Raw genomic sequence first — 16,351 nt, forward strand, 5'->3', positions numbered from 1 at the left:
CCGTATTTTCGAGGAAGCTGTCGTTCCTTCTCGCAATGACGAAATTTTATTTTTAAACACTACATTTTTGTACTTTTGCGGTTATGTCAGTTATTAAACCCTCATTAGCAAAAGGTACCCGCGATTTTTCTCCGGTTGAAATGGTAAAACGCAACTTTATTTACGATACCATTAAAACGGTTTTCAGAAAATACGGTTACGCAGAAATCCAAACGCCAAGTTTCGAAAACCTTTCTACTTTGACAGGAAAGTATGGCGATGAAGGTGATAAACTGATTTTTAAAATTTTAAATAGCGGCGAGTTTCTTAAAGATCCTAAAAAGAAATCCTTCGATTTTGCTGATGAGGACAATAGTAATAAACTAATCCCTTTGATCTCTGAAAAAGCCCTGCGTTACGATTTAACGGTGCCTTTTGCACGTTACGTAGTCATGCACCAGCACGAAATTACCTTGCCATTTAAACGTTTTCAGGTGCAGCCGGTTTGGCGTGCAGATCGTCCACAAAAAGGCAGATACCGTGAGTTTTACCAGTGTGATGTGGATGTGGTAGGTTCGGAAAGTTTATTGAACGAAGCCGAATTTATTTTAATCTACAATGAGGCTTTAAGCAAACTGGGTTTAAAGGATTTCAGTATAAAAATCAACAACCGGAAAATCCTGTCAGGTATTGCCGAAATTATTGGTAAACCTGATTTAATTATCGATATGACCGTAGCCATCGATAAACTGGATAAAATCGGTTTAGATGGGGTAAGTAAAGAATTGTTGGAACGTGGTTTTACAGAAGCGGATTTAGAAAAACTTCGCCCGGTAATTTTACTGGAAGGCAGCAATGAGGAAAAACTGCGCAGCCTGAAAGCAGTTTTAGCACAGTCAGAAACAGGTTTAAAAGGCATTACCGAAATAGAACAGGTTTTTGAATATGTAGAAAGCCTGATCGCTTATGGTTTACCGTTAACGGCTAAATTAGAGTTAGACATTACTTTAGCGCGTGGACTAAATTATTATACCGGCTGCATTTTCGAAGTTAAAACCAACGAAGTGGCCATGGGCAGCATTGGTGGGGGTGGCCGTTACGATGATTTGACCGGTATGTTTGGCTTGAAGGATTTAACTGGTGTGGGTGTTTCTTTCGGTGCCGACCGCATTTACGATGTACTGGAAGAATTAAACCTTTTCCCAGCCTCTGCCGAAGTGGGCACAAAAGTGTTGATCAGCAATTTCGATGCAGTAGCTGAAAAATATGCCTTGCCTATTGTTCAGCAGTTTAGAAATGCAGGTATTTCAGCCGAACTGTATCCAAGTTCAGCCAAGCTAAAGAAACAAATGGCTTATGCTGATGCCAAGAATATCCCTTATGTTATTTTAATCGGTGGCGATGAAATTGCCAGCGGCGAACTTACATTAAAAGATATGCAAAGCGGCGAGCAGAAAAAACTGACTGTTTTAGGTATTCTGGAATTGTTGAAATAGAAGTTTAATTAACCACCGAGATCACCGGTTTTCACAGAACACATAGAGGCGGGAGATGCGGTCGTCATCCTGAACTTGTTTCAGGATCTATTTGGCTTAAACCTACCGTCCAATTCGCAATAAAACCGGAAAATGAACATTTTTCTCTGCGTCATCACCCCAGGCTTCTTTTAGTTCGGTAAACATGTACTCAAGCGGATTGCGCTCATTGACCTTTTTATAATGCTGCAAAGAAGACCAGGTATTTAAATAGCCAATCAACTGGTTAAAATTCCAGGTGCTTTTAATCTGAAAATGAGGCGCAGTAATTTCTTCGAAAGGGAAAGGAATGGTTTTATAACCTTCTTCAATGTAACGGCGTTCACTGTCCCAATATTTACCCAGAATATCTTCGTAAAGTTTATGCACAGCCTTATCTACCTTTTTATCGATAAACATGAGGCCATAACCAATCACTGCGAAAAGTCCATCTGGTTTCAGTGTTCTTTTAACCTCGGCATAAAATGCTTCGAAGTTAAACCAATGGATAGCCTGTGCTACCGTAATTAAATCAAAACTATCATTACCAACCGAGCTTTGTTCTGCGGGTTCAACTTTGTAGGTGATATTCGGTAACTGTAAGGCATTTTTTAGTTGGTTCTCGCTGATATCTGTCGCATAAACCGCATTAAAATGCTGGGCCAATACGCGTGCAACTTGTCCGTTCCCTGTAGCGCAATCCCATGCTGTTTCTTTGTTTTTTATCAGTGAAAACAGATAATCGTATAATTCCTGCGGATAAGTTGGTCTGTAGATAGCGTAGTCGGCAGATTGGGTAGAAAAGTTATCTTTCATTTTATTAATGATTGAGTGCTGAATGAGAGCAGGAGCGAATGCCATCAGAATAACGCTGCGCTTTCTTTATAAAATTATTATATTTTTGATTAACAAAGGTGTTAACGTTAAGTTTCATTCACTCATTCAAAATCCACTCCATCACTCATTCTCTATTATGGAAAAAACAATACATCAGAACGAAATTAAGGATGTAGAATATCGGTTAAAATCTATTTTTGGTGGTTCGGTTGGTAATCTTGTGGAGTGGTACGATTGGTACACATATTCTGCTTTTGCGCTTTATTTTTCTCCTGCTTTTTTCCCGAATAGTAATCCCACTGCACAGCTATTAGATACTGCAGGCATTTTTGCAGTAGGCTTTTTAATGCGCCCTATTGGTGGCTGGCTGTTTGGCAGCATTGCCGATAAACTAGGGCGGAAACGTTCGATGACACTTTCTGTACTCATCATGGCGATAGGATCATTAATTATCGGATTAACGCCCGGTTACAAACAGATTGGCATAGCAGCTCCCTTATTACTAATTTTTGCAAGGCTAATCCAGGGCTTGAGTACTGGCGGCGAATATGGAACTTCTGCCACTTACCTCAGCGAAATGGCCACTAAAAAACACCGTGGATTTTATTCAAGCTTTCAATATGTAACCTTAATCGGCGGGCAGCTACTGGCGCTGGGCATTCAATTAATCTTACAAAACTGGTTGCTTACACCTGCTGAACTGCACGAATGGGGCTGGCGGATCCCATTTTTTATCGGCGCCATACTTTCTTTCATTGCTTTGTACCTGCGCAGGCATATCGACGAAACCTCGGCTTTTAAAAGCAAAAACACGGCAGACAAAAAAGGTGGCATTGCGGTACTGATGAAATATCCAAAGGAAGTTTTTACCGTAGTCGGCTTAACCTTGGGTGGAACAATTGCCTTTTATACATTTAGTACTTATATGCAGAAATTTCTGGTCAATACGGTACACCTCAGTAAAGAAACCTCCACAACTTTATCCTTCATCTCGTTATTGGTTTTTGTCGTTCTGCAGCCTTTGTTTGGCCTGTTGTCTGATAAAATCGGGCGTAAACCTTTATTAATCGGCTTTGGTGTGCTGGGTACTTTGTGTACCTATCCAATTTTAACCGGCTTAGCTGGAGAAAGCAATACGACGATCATATTCTTGCTGATGATTGGCGCCTTGATTATTGTGAGCGGTTATACGAGCATTAATGCGGTAGTAAAGGCAGAACTGTTCCCTGCCGAAATCAGGGCTTTGGGCGTAGGCTTACCTTATGCTTTAACTGTTGCCATTTTCGGTGGAACTGCAGAATATTTTGCATTATGGTTTAAAAATATCGGGCACGAAAATTATTTCTACTGGTATGTAACCGGATGCATTTTAATCTCGCTGATTTTATATACCACCATGAAAGATACCAAACACCACTCTAAAATTGAGGATTAGACTTTTTGTACCATCTGCCTTAAATAGTCCTCGTTTGTAACGAGGATTATCGAGATCTGCATTTGTAATGCGGATAAGAAAAAAATGGCGATAAAATCGCCCTTTCCCTCCATCCTCGTTGCAAACGAGGACGATATAATTTTGTATTACGCCATCTTCCGTGTCAATCCGTGTTTCCGTGGCAAAATGCTGCTGCTATAGGTGGAATAACCATGAAATAGTCCCTTTAAATAGTCCTCGTTTGTAACGAGGATTATCGAGATCTGCATTTGTAATGCAGATAAGAAAAAAATGGCGATAAAATCGCCTTTCTCCTCCGTCCTCGTTGCAAACGATGATGATATGATCTTGTATTACGCCATCTTCCATGTTAATCCGTGTTTCCGTGGCAAAATACTGCTGCTATAAGTGGAATAAACCCGACAGTAGCGAAAATCCTTTTTGTTGCTCCTTCGATAAAATCAGGAAAACAGGCACAAAAAGATTGTAGCGAATGGCGGGGCTAAAGGAACCGAAGGCACTAAGCCCTGCTTTACTTATAATAAAAAAGCATTGTCATTCTGAGTTTTAATTTACGGCATAAATCAGTAACTCAATCCGTGCTTCAGTGGCAAAAATCTTTGCGGGCGTTTACAAATAATTACTCACCTCAATTAAATTCATATCCGGATCGCGGAGATAAATTGAGCTAATTTTACCATTTGCACCACTACGCTCTACAGGTCCTTCTTCAATTTCGATGCACTTTTCTTTAAGCTCCTGCATGACTTCGTTCAGCGGGAAATCGGTAATAAAACATAGATCGGCTGTTCCGGGCATCGGTTTGAAAGCTTTTGGCTCAATCTCGCATCCATATTGGTGCAGGTTGATTTTCTGGTTTCCAAATTTCAAAGCCTTTCGGTTTTCGCCAAATTCAATAATTTCCATTCCCAGGGCAAGGCTGTAAAACCTGCAGGTGCTTTCTAAATTGGCAACCGTTAATACAAGATGATCTAAGTTTTTAATGTCCATAATAATAAATTAGAACTAAAGCATTCGTCCTTTTGTTTTAGCTATAGGGAATTTATGCTTTCCATATTTGGTTAGTAAATTATCGACCAACAAAATACTCAATTTTTATATATTTACCATTATGCAAAACCTGCCTCCTTTAGCTGAACGTATGCGCCCTCAAAATCTCGATGAATATGTTGGTCAACAGCATTTAGTTGGAGAAGGTGCCGTGTTACGCAAGGCGATTGAAAGCAGTCAGCTTCCCTCCATGATTTTTTGGGGACCTCCGGGCGTGGGTAAAACAACTCTAGCATACATTATTTCTCAGGCTTTAGACCGTCCGTTTTTTAATTTAAGTGCCATTAACAGTGGCGTGAAAGATATCCGTGAGGTAATTGATCGGGCAGCACAGTTAAAAGATAGTTTTTTGGGATTACCCATTTTGTTTATCGATGAGATTCACCGTTTTAGCAAATCGCAGCAGGATAGTTTATTGGGGGCTGTAGAAAGGGGGCTGGTGACCTTAATTGGTGCAACAACCGAAAATCCATCTTTCGAGGTAATTTCCGCTTTACTTTCCCGTTGTCAGGTTTATATTTTAAAATCGTTAACTGAAACGGAGCTGGCAGGTTTACTGGAAACGGCTATTAAAAAAGATAGTATTCTTTCAGCGAAAAACATTTCCATAAAAGAGCACGAAGCTCTGATCCGTTTATCAGGTGGTGATGCGCGGAAATTATTAAATGTGCTCGAAATTGCTATTAACGGCATTGGCGGGAATAAAATCGTCCTCACCAATGAAAACGTGCTGGCGCATGCCCAGCAAAACCTTGCCTTGTATGATAAAGCGGGTGAGCAGCATTACGACATTATTTCGGCCTTTATTAAATCAATCCGTGGCAGCGACCCCAATGCAGCGGTGTATTGGCTGGCACGGATGATAGAAGGAGGTGAAGATCCGCTGTTCATTGCCCGCAGGTTGCTGATCCTGTCTTCAGAAGATATTGGCAATGCTAATCCCAATGCACTGCTTTTGGCCAATAACTGTTTCACTGCTGTAAATGTAATTGGCTATCCGGAAGCACGGATTATTTTATCCCAATGTGTAACCTATCTGGCCAGTTCGCCTAAAAGTAACGCCTCATACGAAGCCATTAACAAAGCGCAGGCTTTGGTTAAACAAACCGGAAACCTGCCCGTACCGCTTCATATCCGCAATGCCCCAACCAAACTGATGAAAAATATCGGTTATGGCAAAGATTACCAATACTCGCACGGATATGAAGGTAATTTTTCACCACAGGAATATTTTCCCGAAGAATTAAGCGGCACCAAACTTTACGATCCGGGTAAAAATCCTGCCGAAGAGAAATTGCGTGAAAAACTTAGGCAGAACTGGAAAGACAAATACAAATATTAGTGTAACATTTTCTCCTAAACGCATACTAATAGATAAACCATTAATGATTAACTAATACCTAAACTATATATGCTGAGTACTTTTTTAAGTCATCAAAGAAAATCTTTTTGGCGTTCGCGTAACCGTGGCAGTAGCATTGCCGGACAGGTTGTTCTAGGTTTTTTTATGCTCTACTTCTTTGCTGTTGCTGTTGGAATAGGCTTTGGAATGAGTATTTTTCTTCCAAAAATTTTCCCGGATCAAAATATTCTGACAAGCTTTAACGGCATTATTCTCTATTATTTTGCATTCGATTTTATCATGCGCATGCAGTTTCAGGAATTGCCAACATTGAGTATCATTCCTTACCTGCACCTCAAAATCCAAAAGAGTAAGATCATTAAGTTTTTAAATGTTAAGGCACTGTTCTCGGCATTTAACCTTTGGCCGTTTTTTATTTTTCTGCCTTTTTGTTTTGTTAGAATTTGGGGTGAGCATGGCGCATTGGTTACCATCATGTACATTGTCTCGATATTTTCGATCATGATTTTTAACAACTATATGGTGTTGTACATCAAACGAAAATCGATCACCAATACTTTGTATACTTTTTTAGGCTTGGTGGTTATTGCGGCCTTTGCTGCTTTAGAATATTATAAGGTGATTTCAATCATGGCAGGTTCTGATGTGGTATTCAGGGCCATCGCAGCCCATCCTTTATATGGTTTTGCCTTTACAATTGCTGCAGTTGCTATCTTTTATCTCAATTCTAATTTCTTGCGTAAAAATTTATACGTAGAAGAATTAAGTGCAAAACAAGAGAAAAAAGGCAGTACCGATTATGCTTTCCTTAACCGTTTTGGTAAAGTAGGCGAACTGGCCGCTTTGGAGCTGAAGCTAATCCTTCGCCACAAACGCCCGCGTTCTTCGGTTATCCTTGGTTTCTTCTTCCTGTTTTACGGGTTTATTTTTTATAAAGAAAAAGCAATAGACCGCGATGCTTTCGGGCAAATGATGTTTGGTGCTATTTTTATGACAGGTGTTTCCATCATTATTTATGGTCAGTTTATGTTTGCATGGCAAAGTGCCCATTTTGACGGGATATTAGCCAATAAAATCAATTTTAAAGATTACATCAGGGCTAAATTTTTACTGTTTACCATTGGCTGTACCATTATTACCTTATTGGCAAGTTTTTACGGGTTTTTAAGTCCGAAGCTATTACTCTTACACCTGGCTGCCTATTTATACAATATTGGTTTTGGTACTGTAGTGGTACTTTATCTGGCTACATTAAATTATAAAAGACTGGATATTACTAAAGCGGCCAGCTTTAATTATCAGGGTACTGGAGCCACCCAATGGCTGTTAATGTTTCCATATGCACTTACGCCTATTTTAATTTATTTGCCCTTTGGTATACTCAACAAACCTTATTGGGGATTGGTTGCCGTATCGGTTTTTGGCCTGGCCATGTTATTGTTAAGGGGCTTTTGGGTAAATTATATTGCAAAAAGATTAGAACTACAACGTTATAAAATAGCCGAAGGCTTTAGAGAATAATTATGATTTTAGAAGTTAAGAATTTACAAAAAGTTTATGGCGATAAAACCGTTGTAAACATCGAAGATTTGCAGATTGCCCCAGGCGAAACGGTTGGCCTGGTGGGGAATAACGGCGCTGGTAAAACCACTTTCTTTCGGATGCTTTTAGATTTAATCCGTCCTACCAATGGTGAGGTTTTATCGAAGGGCGAAAACGTAATGAACAACGATAACTGGAAAAACTATACCGCATCGTTTTTGGACGAAGGTTTTCTGATTGATTATTTAACCCCTGAGGAGTATTTTATTTTTATCGGCAGTTTAAATAACTTAAGTGTAGCTGATGTTTCTGCTTACCTGAACCAATATGGTGAGTTCTTTAATGGAGAAATATTAAACAGTGGAAAATACATTCGCGATTTTAGTAAAGGAAACCAGAATAAAGTTGGTATTGCGGCTGCACTGATGCAAAGGCCGGAAATATTAATTTTAGACGAACCTTTTGCCAACCTCGACCCAACTACACAGATCCGTTTAAAGAAACTGTTGAAGGAGCAAACAGGCAACATGACCACCTTTATTTCCAGCCACGATTTAAATCATGTTACCGATGTGTGTAACCGGATTATCCTGGTTGAAAAAGGCAGGGTGATTAAGGATTTTAAAACAGACGAAAATACATTGAAGGAGTTAGAGAGTTATTTCTCTGCTTAGTTTTTGTACTAAGAATGATACATTATAGAAGAGTCTCCATTGATCGGGACTCTTTTTTTATGGGTATCGTTCGTGTTTGTAGTAAAATTTGGTCAAAATGGGTCGAAAATACAGTTTGCTTACTTTTTGGCATTGTGTTTGAATATAACGAGTAGAAATTATAAATCTAGATTATTATGAGTATTTCAAAAGTAAGAATAGCGACATTAAGTATAGGGTTAGCGGTAGGTTCAATGGCATTCCAAAGTTGTGATAGTTTAACTAAAACACAAAAAGGAGCTGGTATTGGTGCTGCAGCTGGTGGTGTTATTGGTGCATTAATCGGTAAAAAAGCCGGTAATACAGCAGTAGGTGCCTTAATTGGTGGTGCTATTGGCGGTACAGCGGGAGCTTTTATCGGCCGTAGAATGGACAGACAGGCAGCTGAAATCCAGAAAGCTATTCCTAATGCAGAAGTTATTCGTGAAGGAGAAGGAATTATTGTAAAATTTGATAGCGGTATTTTATTCGATTTCGATAAAACGGCTTTAAAAGATGCAGCTAAAACAAACATCCAGAGTTTAGCTTCTTCATTAAATCAATATCCTGATACTGATATCAAAATTATCGGTCATACTGATAGTCGTGGTACCGAACAATATAACATGGGCCTATCAGAAAGAAGAGCAGCAGCAGTTAAAGCTTATGCGGTTTCTCAGGGTGTACCATCTACAAGATTGGTTACCATTGGTAAAGGTTTTGCTGAGCCAATTGCAGATAACGAAACTGATGCAGGCCGTGCAGCTAACCGTCGCGTAGAGATTGTAATCGTTGCTAACGATGCCTTAAAAGCGACCGCACAAAAACAAGGATAATATTGCAAATTCCCTCTACCTATGAGGTCATTATAAATGCAGCCCTGGTGTACATCCACCGGGGTTTTTTGTTTTCATTTGAGTGTTGTAAACTTTGTCGTCAACCTGCTCTTTAAGTTGACAACGCTGTAATAGAGATACAATTGTGCTGTCTGATGTTGCCATCTGATACTGTTAGTGCATTTTCTTTAGTTTTTTGAAAAGCAGGTTCCTGTGTCTATCGGTTCCGAAAGCCCCGCCATTCGCTTTACCTCACTGCGTTCGGTGTCCGCTGCTGTCGGGTTTAGTTAACTTGGTTTTGGTGCTGGTTGGGCCAAACTTACGAAGTTTTCTAACCGCCCTGCCAACCCCAAATAGCTGCAGGAAACGAATGGTTTAAATGGGATTGAAGCGGCATTTCCGATTTTAATCGGAATAAGCGAAAAGCCCGACTAACTTAAATAGATGTGAACGGCCTTGCTTTCCAAAAAATAAAAAATCTTGTATCGGGTCTCTTTCATCATTCGTCACCCTGAACTGTAGCGCAGCGGAAAGCTACGAAGTAACCGAGCCTTGAGCGAGCTCACCGAAGGTAATTTATTTCAGGGCCTATCTGGCAGGAAAGATGATCGCGTTAGGTAAAGCGACTGAAAATTGTTCACTAAGAATAAATATCTTCAAAATAACTTACCACAAGCGATTTCATCAGCATTTCCTGCTCGAGCATGGTATAAGGTGGAATGGCTTTGATTAATGTCCAATGCGGCCAGCCATCCTGGTCTAAACCCTCAAGTTCATAAAAGCCCATTTCACTCAATAAACGGCAGGTAGCAATGTGCATCAGCTCCTCTTTTTGGCGTTTGCTGTATTTCTTTGGCCCTTTGCCCAACTCCTGAACACCGATTAAAAAAAGCATTACTTTTAAATCAGGAAAATCCGAATCAAATTCCTTTGAAATCTTTTCCTGTAAAACTTTCCACTTGGCATTAATCTCCGACGGCTTCATATCTGGCAAAGATAAGGTAAAAAGGTGTAAGGCCTAAGTAAAAGCTTTGCGGTTTTAACATTAAAGCTTGAATCGTAATTGTATTTTTAGCTACATTTATAACCTATGGATACGAATATCAATAAAACAATTAATGCGGGTTTATTAGCTTACGGCATGTCAGGGAAAGTTTTTCACGCTCCTTTTTTACAGGCACACAGCGGCTTCAATTTAAAGGCTATAGTAGAACGCAACCATAAAAATGCGGTAAATGATTACCCAAATATTACAAGTTACAACAGTGTTGATGAACTCCTGAATGATGAGGAAATAGAACTGGTGGTGATTAATACCCCCAACAACCTGCATTACGAACACTCGAAAGCAGCATTAAGCAGGCATAAACATATTCTGGTTGAAAAACCATTTACGGCAACAGCTGCACAGGCAAAAGAACTTTTCGAGCTTGCCGATAGCGTAGGGAAACAAATCTTTTTCTACCAGAACCGCCGTTGGGACAGTGATTTTACCTCTGTAAAAAAGGTGATTGAAGGCGGTAAACTGGGTAAGCTGGTTGAAGTTCATTTGCGTTACGATCGTTATCGCAACGTAATTGGGCCAAAGGCGTTTAAAGAAAACCCGGTAGAGGCGAGCGGACTTTTATACGATTTAGGTCCGCATCTTTTAGATCAGGTAATCTGTTTATTTGGCAAACCATTAAGTTTCCATAAAATTTTAGGTAAAAACAGGGCTGGTACATTGGTGGATGATTATTTTTCGATCCAGTTGAGCTATCCTGATAGTCTGAATGTTTTTGTTACTTCGAGCATGCTGGTGGTAAATCCGCAGGCCGGATTTATTTTACATGGGGTAAATGGAAGTTTTATTAAACAAAGAACGGATATTCAGGAAGAACAGTTGCTGGCAGGTATGAAATTAACCGATCCGGGCTACGGTATTGAATGTGAAAGTAAAGATGGTTTATTAACCACCATTGATGCCGAAGGCCATAAAACCGAAGAGACAATCCCATCAGAAGTAGGAAGTTATTTGCCGCTTTTCGAAGCCATTTATCAGGCGATAAATAACCATAAACCTTATCCCGTTACACGCGAGGATGTTTTAATCCAGTTAGAAATTATCGAAAGCTAATCAAAAAAATATCCAACCTGTGCCATCTGTTAAATCGATGTAATCCCCTTATCTGTGTAATCCTTATATGAACTCATTGCCATTCGCTTACTTAATTCCTATTTTTCTAATTGCCCTTTATCTTATCCTTAAAAAAAAGAAAGTGGCTATTGATCCTTTAACAGATGTAGATAAAAAGATCCTGGATGATTATGTAGGTTATTACCACAATCTCGATTCGACTGATAAACTTAAGTTTGAGCAAAAAGTAGCTGCATTTTTCAGTACGGTTAAGATAGAAGCGGTAGGTTTAGAAATGACTACCTTAGATGAACTGTTGATTGCTTCAAGTGCCGTGATCCCGATTTTTGGTTTCGACGATTGGCAATACAAAAACTTAACCAGCGTTTTGCTGTATCCAGACACTTTTAACAAAGATTTTCAGTTTGAAGGTGGCGAAAGGAATATTATGGGCATGGTAGGCACAGGTTATATGAACGGACAGATGATTTTATCGCGTTCGGCTTTACGTCATGGTTTCTCTAAAAGTGCAGGGAAAGAAAATACCGCTATACATGAATTTGTGCACCTTTTGGATAAATCTGATGGTGCAACTGATGGTATTCCGGAGAATTTAATAGCCCATGAGTATACCTTACCCTGGATTAAAATGATGCATGAGGAAATGGAAAAAATTGAGGATAACAAATCGGATATTAATCCTTATGCCATCACCAACCAGGCCGAATTTTTTGCAGTAGTTTCTGAATATTTCTTTGAAAAGCCTGAACAGCTAAGGGATAAACACCCTGAATTGTATTTTCAGTTAAGCCGCATTTTTGCGCAACAGCCTGCGGGTTAAATAACAAATTACTAAATGAAAATATTTGCAACAATTATCTGTAGTCTGATTACCATCAGTGCCTTTGCACAGAAAACCTATGTATTAAGACAAAATTATCCAACAGGTTATAAGTACGATTTTACAATCACTTCCGATCAGATTATTAATCAGAAAGTTGCTGGCCGGGATGTACATTTAACCCAAAATATCGGAACAGATTATACTTTTGATATTACCGAAGGCCATTATGGCGAAAAGGATATTAAAGTTACCTATAACAAGATTTTCATAAAATCTGTGGCGATGGGCAACACCATGACCTATAGCTCAGATGATCAGGATAGTACCCAAAAAAATCCTTTTAGCGGTTTCAAAGGTGCTTCTTTTTACATGACGGTAACTCCAAATGGTGCGATTAAAACAGTTGCGGGTATTGATAAAATGCTCGATAATATGGCGGCCAGGATGACTAAGGATACCAGTCAGGTTAAACAGATTAAAAATGCTTTAAGCAAGCAGTTTAGCAACGAGGTAATGAAACAAACCATGGAATCGTCGTTTAAAATCTATCCAGACAGAGCCGTTAAAATAGGCGACAGCTGGACCGTTGATACCAAAATGCAGATGGGTATGCCCATTGAAACGATTACGCAATACACCTTGAAGGAAGTGAAAGATGGCATCGCCACACTTGGCGTAAAAGGAACACTGCTATCGAAAGGGAATTTTGAAGTGATGGGCAACAAAATGGAAACAGATTTACAAGGAACCAATTCTGGAGAGACTTCACTTGATATGAAAACCGGAATTGTATTAAATAGCCACCTTCGTGTAGAACTGTATGGTAAAATGAAATCGATGGGGCAAGACATCGATTTCGAAATGCAGGGTATTAATAAAATTGTAGGGAAAGAGGTTAATTAGGTTTAACGTTGTAGACCTTATAGGTTTCAAGAACCTATAAGGTCTGATAGCAAATTACAAACTACCTGTTAACGCCACCAAAAACTCCGTTGGAATCTCGATATGCGGAATATGCCCGCAGGCATCAAATTCGATAATTTTAGCACCGATAATTTTGGCTGCCGTCTGTTTCCCTAAAAGTTTATATTGCCCGTGTAAAGCCTGCTGATCAGGGCTAAGTAATCCTTTACCTACAATGGTTTTGTCTTCCTTACCGATAAATAAAACAGTAGGTACCTTTAAATTTTGAAACTCGTACACTACAGGTTGTTCATAAATCATGGTATAGGTTAATGCGGCAACTTTAGCCCATCGTGGGTAATCAGAACTGTTGGTTACACCTCCGGCAATACTCACCAGGTATTCGTATTCGGGTTTCCAATAAGTAAAGTAAGAGCCCTGGTAATACTTCCGTACACTTTCAGCTGTGGTTTTAAGTTCAGTTTGGTACTGTTGTGCAGTAGTGATATAGGGGATGAAAGTTTTATAATCTTCAAGTCCGATTGGATTTTCGAGCAAGAGCTTTTCGGTTGTTTCAGGATACATCAATGCAAAACGTGTAGCCAGCATACCGCCCATGCTATGACCTAAAACTACTGTTTTCTGAACGCCCAGTGTATCTAGAAGTCTTTTATTCCAGGTGGCCATTTGATGGAAGCTGTAATGGATAAATGCTTTAGATGATTTACCAAAACCAATCTGATCAGGTACGATAACACGATAACCAATATTGGTTAAGGCTTTGATTACATTGCCCCAGTAGTAACCGCCAAAGTTTTTGCCATGGAAAAGGATCGCTGTTTTTCCATTTGCAGCTGAAGTGGGTGCAACATCCATATAGGCCATTTTAATATCTTGTCCTTCGGTATTGATTGGGAAATATTTAACCGGATATGGGTATTTAACGTTATCGAGGGTGATGGACAGGGTGTCGGTTTTTTGTGCTTGTGCCTGGCTAAAAACGAACAGGATAAACGCTAGTAGAAAGAAAAATCTCTTCATAATGGGGTATGATGTAAAACTAAAAAAACTAATTGGCCCAAGTTAAACTTTTGCCAATTAGTTAGCTTAAAAATCATGCCCTTTTTGCAAAATCACAGAGAAGATCATGCTTTAAAATAATCTGAATTAATTCTTCAGCATCTGTTTTAAATATTTTACAGGCATGGCTATCGTTGTTTCGTCTGATAAACTTCCCGAAATTTTGCTCACTATTGCGTTTTCAATCTTAACATCAGATTTTCCGAAGGTATTAATGGTTAAATTACCAATGCTAATACTTTCTTGTTCATCTGCATGAATACTTACTGATGAATTTTTGCAGGAAATATTCAAATTCTTGTAAGAGTTGATTCTTGAATAAAAAACAGCGCTATCAAGATTTACGTTCAATTGTTTGATGTCTGTTTGATTTATTATTTTTGTTGTTTTTTCATTGCTGAATGTAATGGGTGAGCCAAAGCTTAATGAACCAGATTTTTTTAAATTCACATTTAAAGTGTCAGTTTTTGCAGTTAAAACCAGATTAGAGGAATTATTGAGGTTAAGCTCATCAATATCTGGACTATATACCAGTATCACTATGCCATTGCGATGATTACCCGATCGGTTAAGCTTATCGCCAAAATTGATTTGCAGTGCACCGGTACTACTTACGCTAAAATTGATACCATTTTTCATGTCCGTCGGCACTTTTACCCCTGATTTTGCACTTTTTATAAAGTGTAATTCTAGATAAATTCTTTTTGCATCAGGAATATTAACGCTGTGAAAAGGAGTTTTGATTGGTATTGAAGTTCTGCCAGAAGATTCTGTATCAAAAGGCTCTGCATTTATTTCTTGTTCCTCTACAAAGCTATCGCCGTTTGTAGGCCTATAATTTATCTTGACATTAACTGCCACAACTATTATTGGAATAATAATTAAAAGTGCGGCGAGCGCGGTTAGTAATTTATTACTTGTTTTCATTCTATTAGGCGTTAAAGTTCTCTTTTACAAATGTTTTATATTGATTTTCCAATTCTTCAAAACCAATATTAAGCAGATAAATATTCCTGAAAACCACAGGCAGATCATCCGTAATGAATTGCTGTTTTCTGTAGTTTCTTACATTATCTATGGCCGTTTCATCTACAAAAAAACCAATTCCTCTTTTATTGTTAATGATGTTCTTGTTTTGCAGCAGCTCGTAGGTGCGCATTACCGTATTCGGATTTACTTCCATTTCTACGGCCAGTTCCCGCACCGAAGGAACTTTCTCGTCGGCCTTCCATTTTCCTAGCAGAATGTGTTCGCAAACATATTCTGCTATTTGAAGGTATATTGCCTTGTTATCTCTAAATTCCATATCTATACCTTTTAAAAATTAAACTTCTTTTTCTTTGAGACGAACGTAGACTATTAACCAAATAATAAGACTGAGTGCAATTGTTGTCCAAAAAAATGTGGTCAAAACAAAACCTTTCTCGTTGCCGCCAATAATATATTTAACACTTTTATTTTCTGTTAGCCATGTTGAGAATTTGAGTGTTATAAAAAATACCAGCGCGAAAAATACGGTAACAGATAAGGCGGTTTTGATATAGTGAAAACGATTAAAGTACACAGAACCTAAGAGAAAAATACTCGTAAAGAAAAAAGGGAGCGCGAATAAAAATTTAAACTCTCTGTCGGCCGTCAGGTCATCAAAAACGGTACTGAAAGAAATTACAGTAAGCTTACCTGTATTATAATTAATGGCTTTTTTATTTTCCCATAACTCATTAAGATAACTTACAAAAATTGCATCGATTACATAAAAAATGAGCAGATAGCTCAGAATACTAAGGATAGATGTATAAAGAAAAGCACAAAGAAATTTCTCAGTAACTGAGGCAGGGGTCATTAACTCCATAATGGCCTTAGGTTTTTGGCCTAGCGAATTAAAGTATGCACTGGCTTCTATGGTAAGAAATAGAAATCCAATCATAAGAAAAATAACTACCCGGAAGCCCAGTCGCACATGTTCATTATCATCCCATCTAAAATAAGAGCTCTTATATCGAGGGATGTTGAAAAGATAGAAACCAACAATAATTATAGTGAGTATTATTAAACTCATGAGGTAAACTTTCCCAAATTCGAGCCACCGTCTTCTAAGCAATAAGCCAAATCGATTGATATTAAAGGTGTTGTTCATGG

At 38.8% G+C, this 16,351-nt stretch carries 16 protein-coding genes; 9 read left to right on the forward strand and 7 right to left on the reverse strand.

Going from position 1 to position 16,351, the window contains the following annotated elements:
* Positions 1–83: 83 nt before the first annotated feature.
* The gene (locus CA265_22380) at positions 84–1,475 is read left to right on the forward strand and encodes a histidine--tRNA ligase (GenBank protein ARS42256.1); all 1,392 of its coding nucleotides are present in this window, start codon (positions 84–86) and stop codon (positions 1,473–1,475) included.
* A 102-nt stretch (positions 1,476–1,577) separates the two neighbouring features.
* On the opposite strand, the gene CA265_22385 is transcribed toward CA265_22380, so the two are convergent.
* Entirely contained in the window at positions 1,578–2,309 is a 732-nt protein-coding gene (locus CA265_22385; GenBank protein ARS43094.1) for an SAM-dependent methyltransferase, read from the reverse strand.
* Positions 2,310–2,478: 169 nt separating this feature from the next.
* Between CA265_22385 and CA265_22390 the strand changes: the two genes are divergently transcribed.
* Complete coding sequence (locus tag CA265_22390; protein ID ARS43095.1) at positions 2,479–3,765, forward strand: alpha-ketoglutarate transporter; 1,287 nt, start codon at positions 2,479–2,481, stop codon at positions 3,763–3,765.
* A gap of 630 nt (positions 3,766–4,395) precedes the next feature.
* Here the strand turns inward: CA265_22390 and CA265_22395 are convergent.
* Entirely contained in the window at positions 4,396–4,776 is a 381-nt protein-coding gene (locus CA265_22395; GenBank protein ARS42257.1) for a VOC family virulence protein, read from the reverse strand.
* Between the two features lie 121 nt (positions 4,777–4,897).
* On the opposite strand from CA265_22395, the gene CA265_22400 reads away from it, so the two are divergent.
* From CA265_22400 to CA265_22415, 4 genes are all read left to right on the forward strand, one after another.
* Entirely contained in the window at positions 4,898–6,178 is a 1,281-nt protein-coding gene (locus tag CA265_22400; GenBank protein ARS42258.1) for an AAA family ATPase, read from the forward strand.
* 69 nt (positions 6,179–6,247) lie between these two features.
* Positions 6,248–7,720 (forward strand): hypothetical protein, encoded by a 1,473-nt coding sequence (locus CA265_22405; protein ARS42259.1) that lies wholly within the window; start codon positions 6,248–6,250, stop codon positions 7,718–7,720.
* Positions 7,721–7,722: 2 nt separating this feature from the next.
* Positions 7,723–8,415 (forward strand): ATP-binding protein, encoded by a 693-nt coding sequence (locus CA265_22410; protein ID ARS42260.1) that lies wholly within the window; start codon positions 7,723–7,725, stop codon positions 8,413–8,415.
* 170 nt (positions 8,416–8,585) lie between these two features.
* Entirely contained in the window at positions 8,586–9,269 is a 684-nt protein-coding gene (locus CA265_22415) for a hypothetical protein (protein ID ARS42261.1), read from the forward strand.
* A 640-nt stretch (positions 9,270–9,909) separates the two neighbouring features.
* On the opposite strand, the gene CA265_22420 is transcribed toward CA265_22415, so the two are convergent.
* A complete protein-coding gene (locus tag CA265_22420; GenBank protein ARS42262.1) occupies positions 9,910–10,254 on the reverse strand; it encodes a hypothetical protein in 345 nt (114 codons plus the stop codon).
* A gap of 105 nt (positions 10,255–10,359) precedes the next feature.
* Between CA265_22420 and CA265_22425 the strand changes: the two genes are divergently transcribed.
* The 3 genes from CA265_22425 to CA265_22435 all read left to right on the forward strand — a co-directional run bounded on the left by CA265_22425 (position 10,360) and on the right by CA265_22435 (position 13,132).
* Positions 10,360–11,385, forward strand: a complete 1,026-nt coding sequence (locus tag CA265_22425) for an oxidoreductase (protein ID ARS42263.1) — start codon at positions 10,360–10,362, stop codon at positions 11,383–11,385.
* A gap of 67 nt (positions 11,386–11,452) precedes the next feature.
* The gene (locus CA265_22430) at positions 11,453–12,226 is read left to right on the forward strand and encodes a peptidase (GenBank protein ARS42264.1); all 774 of its coding nucleotides are present in this window, start codon (positions 11,453–11,455) and stop codon (positions 12,224–12,226) included.
* A gap of 15 nt (positions 12,227–12,241) precedes the next feature.
* On the forward strand, positions 12,242–13,132 hold the full coding sequence (locus CA265_22435) for a hypothetical protein (protein ARS42265.1): 891 nt from the start codon (positions 12,242–12,244) through the stop codon (positions 13,130–13,132).
* A gap of 54 nt (positions 13,133–13,186) precedes the next feature.
* Here CA265_22435 and CA265_22440 read toward each other — a convergent pair whose 3' ends face one another.
* From CA265_22440 to CA265_22455, 4 genes are all read right to left on the reverse strand, one after another.
* Positions 13,187–14,173, reverse strand: a complete 987-nt coding sequence (locus CA265_22440; protein ARS42266.1) for an alpha/beta hydrolase — start codon at positions 14,171–14,173, stop codon at positions 13,187–13,189.
* A gap of 126 nt (positions 14,174–14,299) precedes the next feature.
* The gene (locus CA265_22445; GenBank protein ARS42267.1) at positions 14,300–15,139 is read right to left on the reverse strand and encodes a hypothetical protein; all 840 of its coding nucleotides are present in this window, start codon (positions 15,137–15,139) and stop codon (positions 14,300–14,302) included.
* Between the two features lie 4 nt (positions 15,140–15,143).
* Entirely contained in the window at positions 15,144–15,518 is a 375-nt protein-coding gene (locus CA265_22450) for a GntR family transcriptional regulator (GenBank protein ID ARS42268.1), read from the reverse strand.
* Between the two features lie 18 nt (positions 15,519–15,536).
* Positions 15,537–16,349 carry a hypothetical protein gene (locus tag CA265_22455; protein ARS42269.1) on the reverse strand — a complete coding sequence of 271 codons (813 nt, stop codon included), beginning with the start codon at positions 16,347–16,349 and terminating at the stop codon, positions 15,537–15,539.
* Between the last annotated feature and the right edge of the window lie 2 nt (positions 16,350–16,351).

Source organism: Sphingobacteriaceae bacterium GW460-11-11-14-LB5 (assembly GCA_002151545.1).
Taxonomy (GTDB): Bacteria; Bacteroidota; Bacteroidia; order Sphingobacteriales; family Sphingobacteriaceae; genus Pedobacter.

Excerpts from the sequence above, each read along its gene's own strand:
- CA265_22425 (ARS42263.1), top strand. The coding sequence starts at position 10,360 with ATGGATACGAATATCAATAAAACAATTAATGCGGGTTTATTAGCTTAC.
- CA265_22450 (ARS42268.1), bottom strand. The coding sequence starts at position 15,518 with ATGGAATTTAGAGATAACAAGGCAATATACCTTCAAATAGCAGAATAT.
- CA265_22430 (ARS42264.1), top strand. The coding sequence starts at position 11,453 with ATGAACTCATTGCCATTCGCTTACTTAATTCCTATTTTTCTAATTGCC.
- CA265_22440 (ARS42266.1), bottom strand. The coding sequence starts at position 14,173 with ATGAAGAGATTTTTCTTTCTACTAGCGTTTATCCTGTTCGTTTTTAGC.
- CA265_22405 (ARS42259.1), top strand. The coding sequence starts at position 6,248 with ATGCTGAGTACTTTTTTAAGTCATCAAAGAAAATCTTTTTGGCGTTCG.
- CA265_22410 (ARS42260.1), top strand. The coding sequence starts at position 7,723 with ATGATTTTAGAAGTTAAGAATTTACAAAAAGTTTATGGCGATAAAACC.
- CA265_22445 (ARS42267.1), bottom strand. The coding sequence starts at position 15,139 with ATGAAAACAAGTAATAAATTACTAACCGCGCTCGCCGCACTTTTAATT.
- CA265_22380 (ARS42256.1), top strand. The coding sequence starts at position 84 with ATGTCAGTTATTAAACCCTCATTAGCAAAAGGTACCCGCGATTTTTCT.
- CA265_22385 (ARS43094.1), bottom strand. The coding sequence starts at position 2,309 with ATGAAAGATAACTTTTCTACCCAATCTGCCGACTACGCTATCTACAGA.
- CA265_22400 (ARS42258.1), top strand. The coding sequence starts at position 4,898 with ATGCAAAACCTGCCTCCTTTAGCTGAACGTATGCGCCCTCAAAATCTC.
- CA265_22455 (ARS42269.1), bottom strand. The coding sequence starts at position 16,349 with ATGAACAACACCTTTAATATCAATCGATTTGGCTTATTGCTTAGAAGA.
- CA265_22395 (ARS42257.1), bottom strand. The coding sequence starts at position 4,776 with ATGGACATTAAAAACTTAGATCATCTTGTATTAACGGTTGCCAATTTA.
- CA265_22420 (ARS42262.1), bottom strand. The coding sequence starts at position 10,254 with ATGAAGCCGTCGGAGATTAATGCCAAGTGGAAAGTTTTACAGGAAAAG.
- CA265_22435 (ARS42265.1), top strand. The coding sequence starts at position 12,242 with ATGAAAATATTTGCAACAATTATCTGTAGTCTGATTACCATCAGTGCC.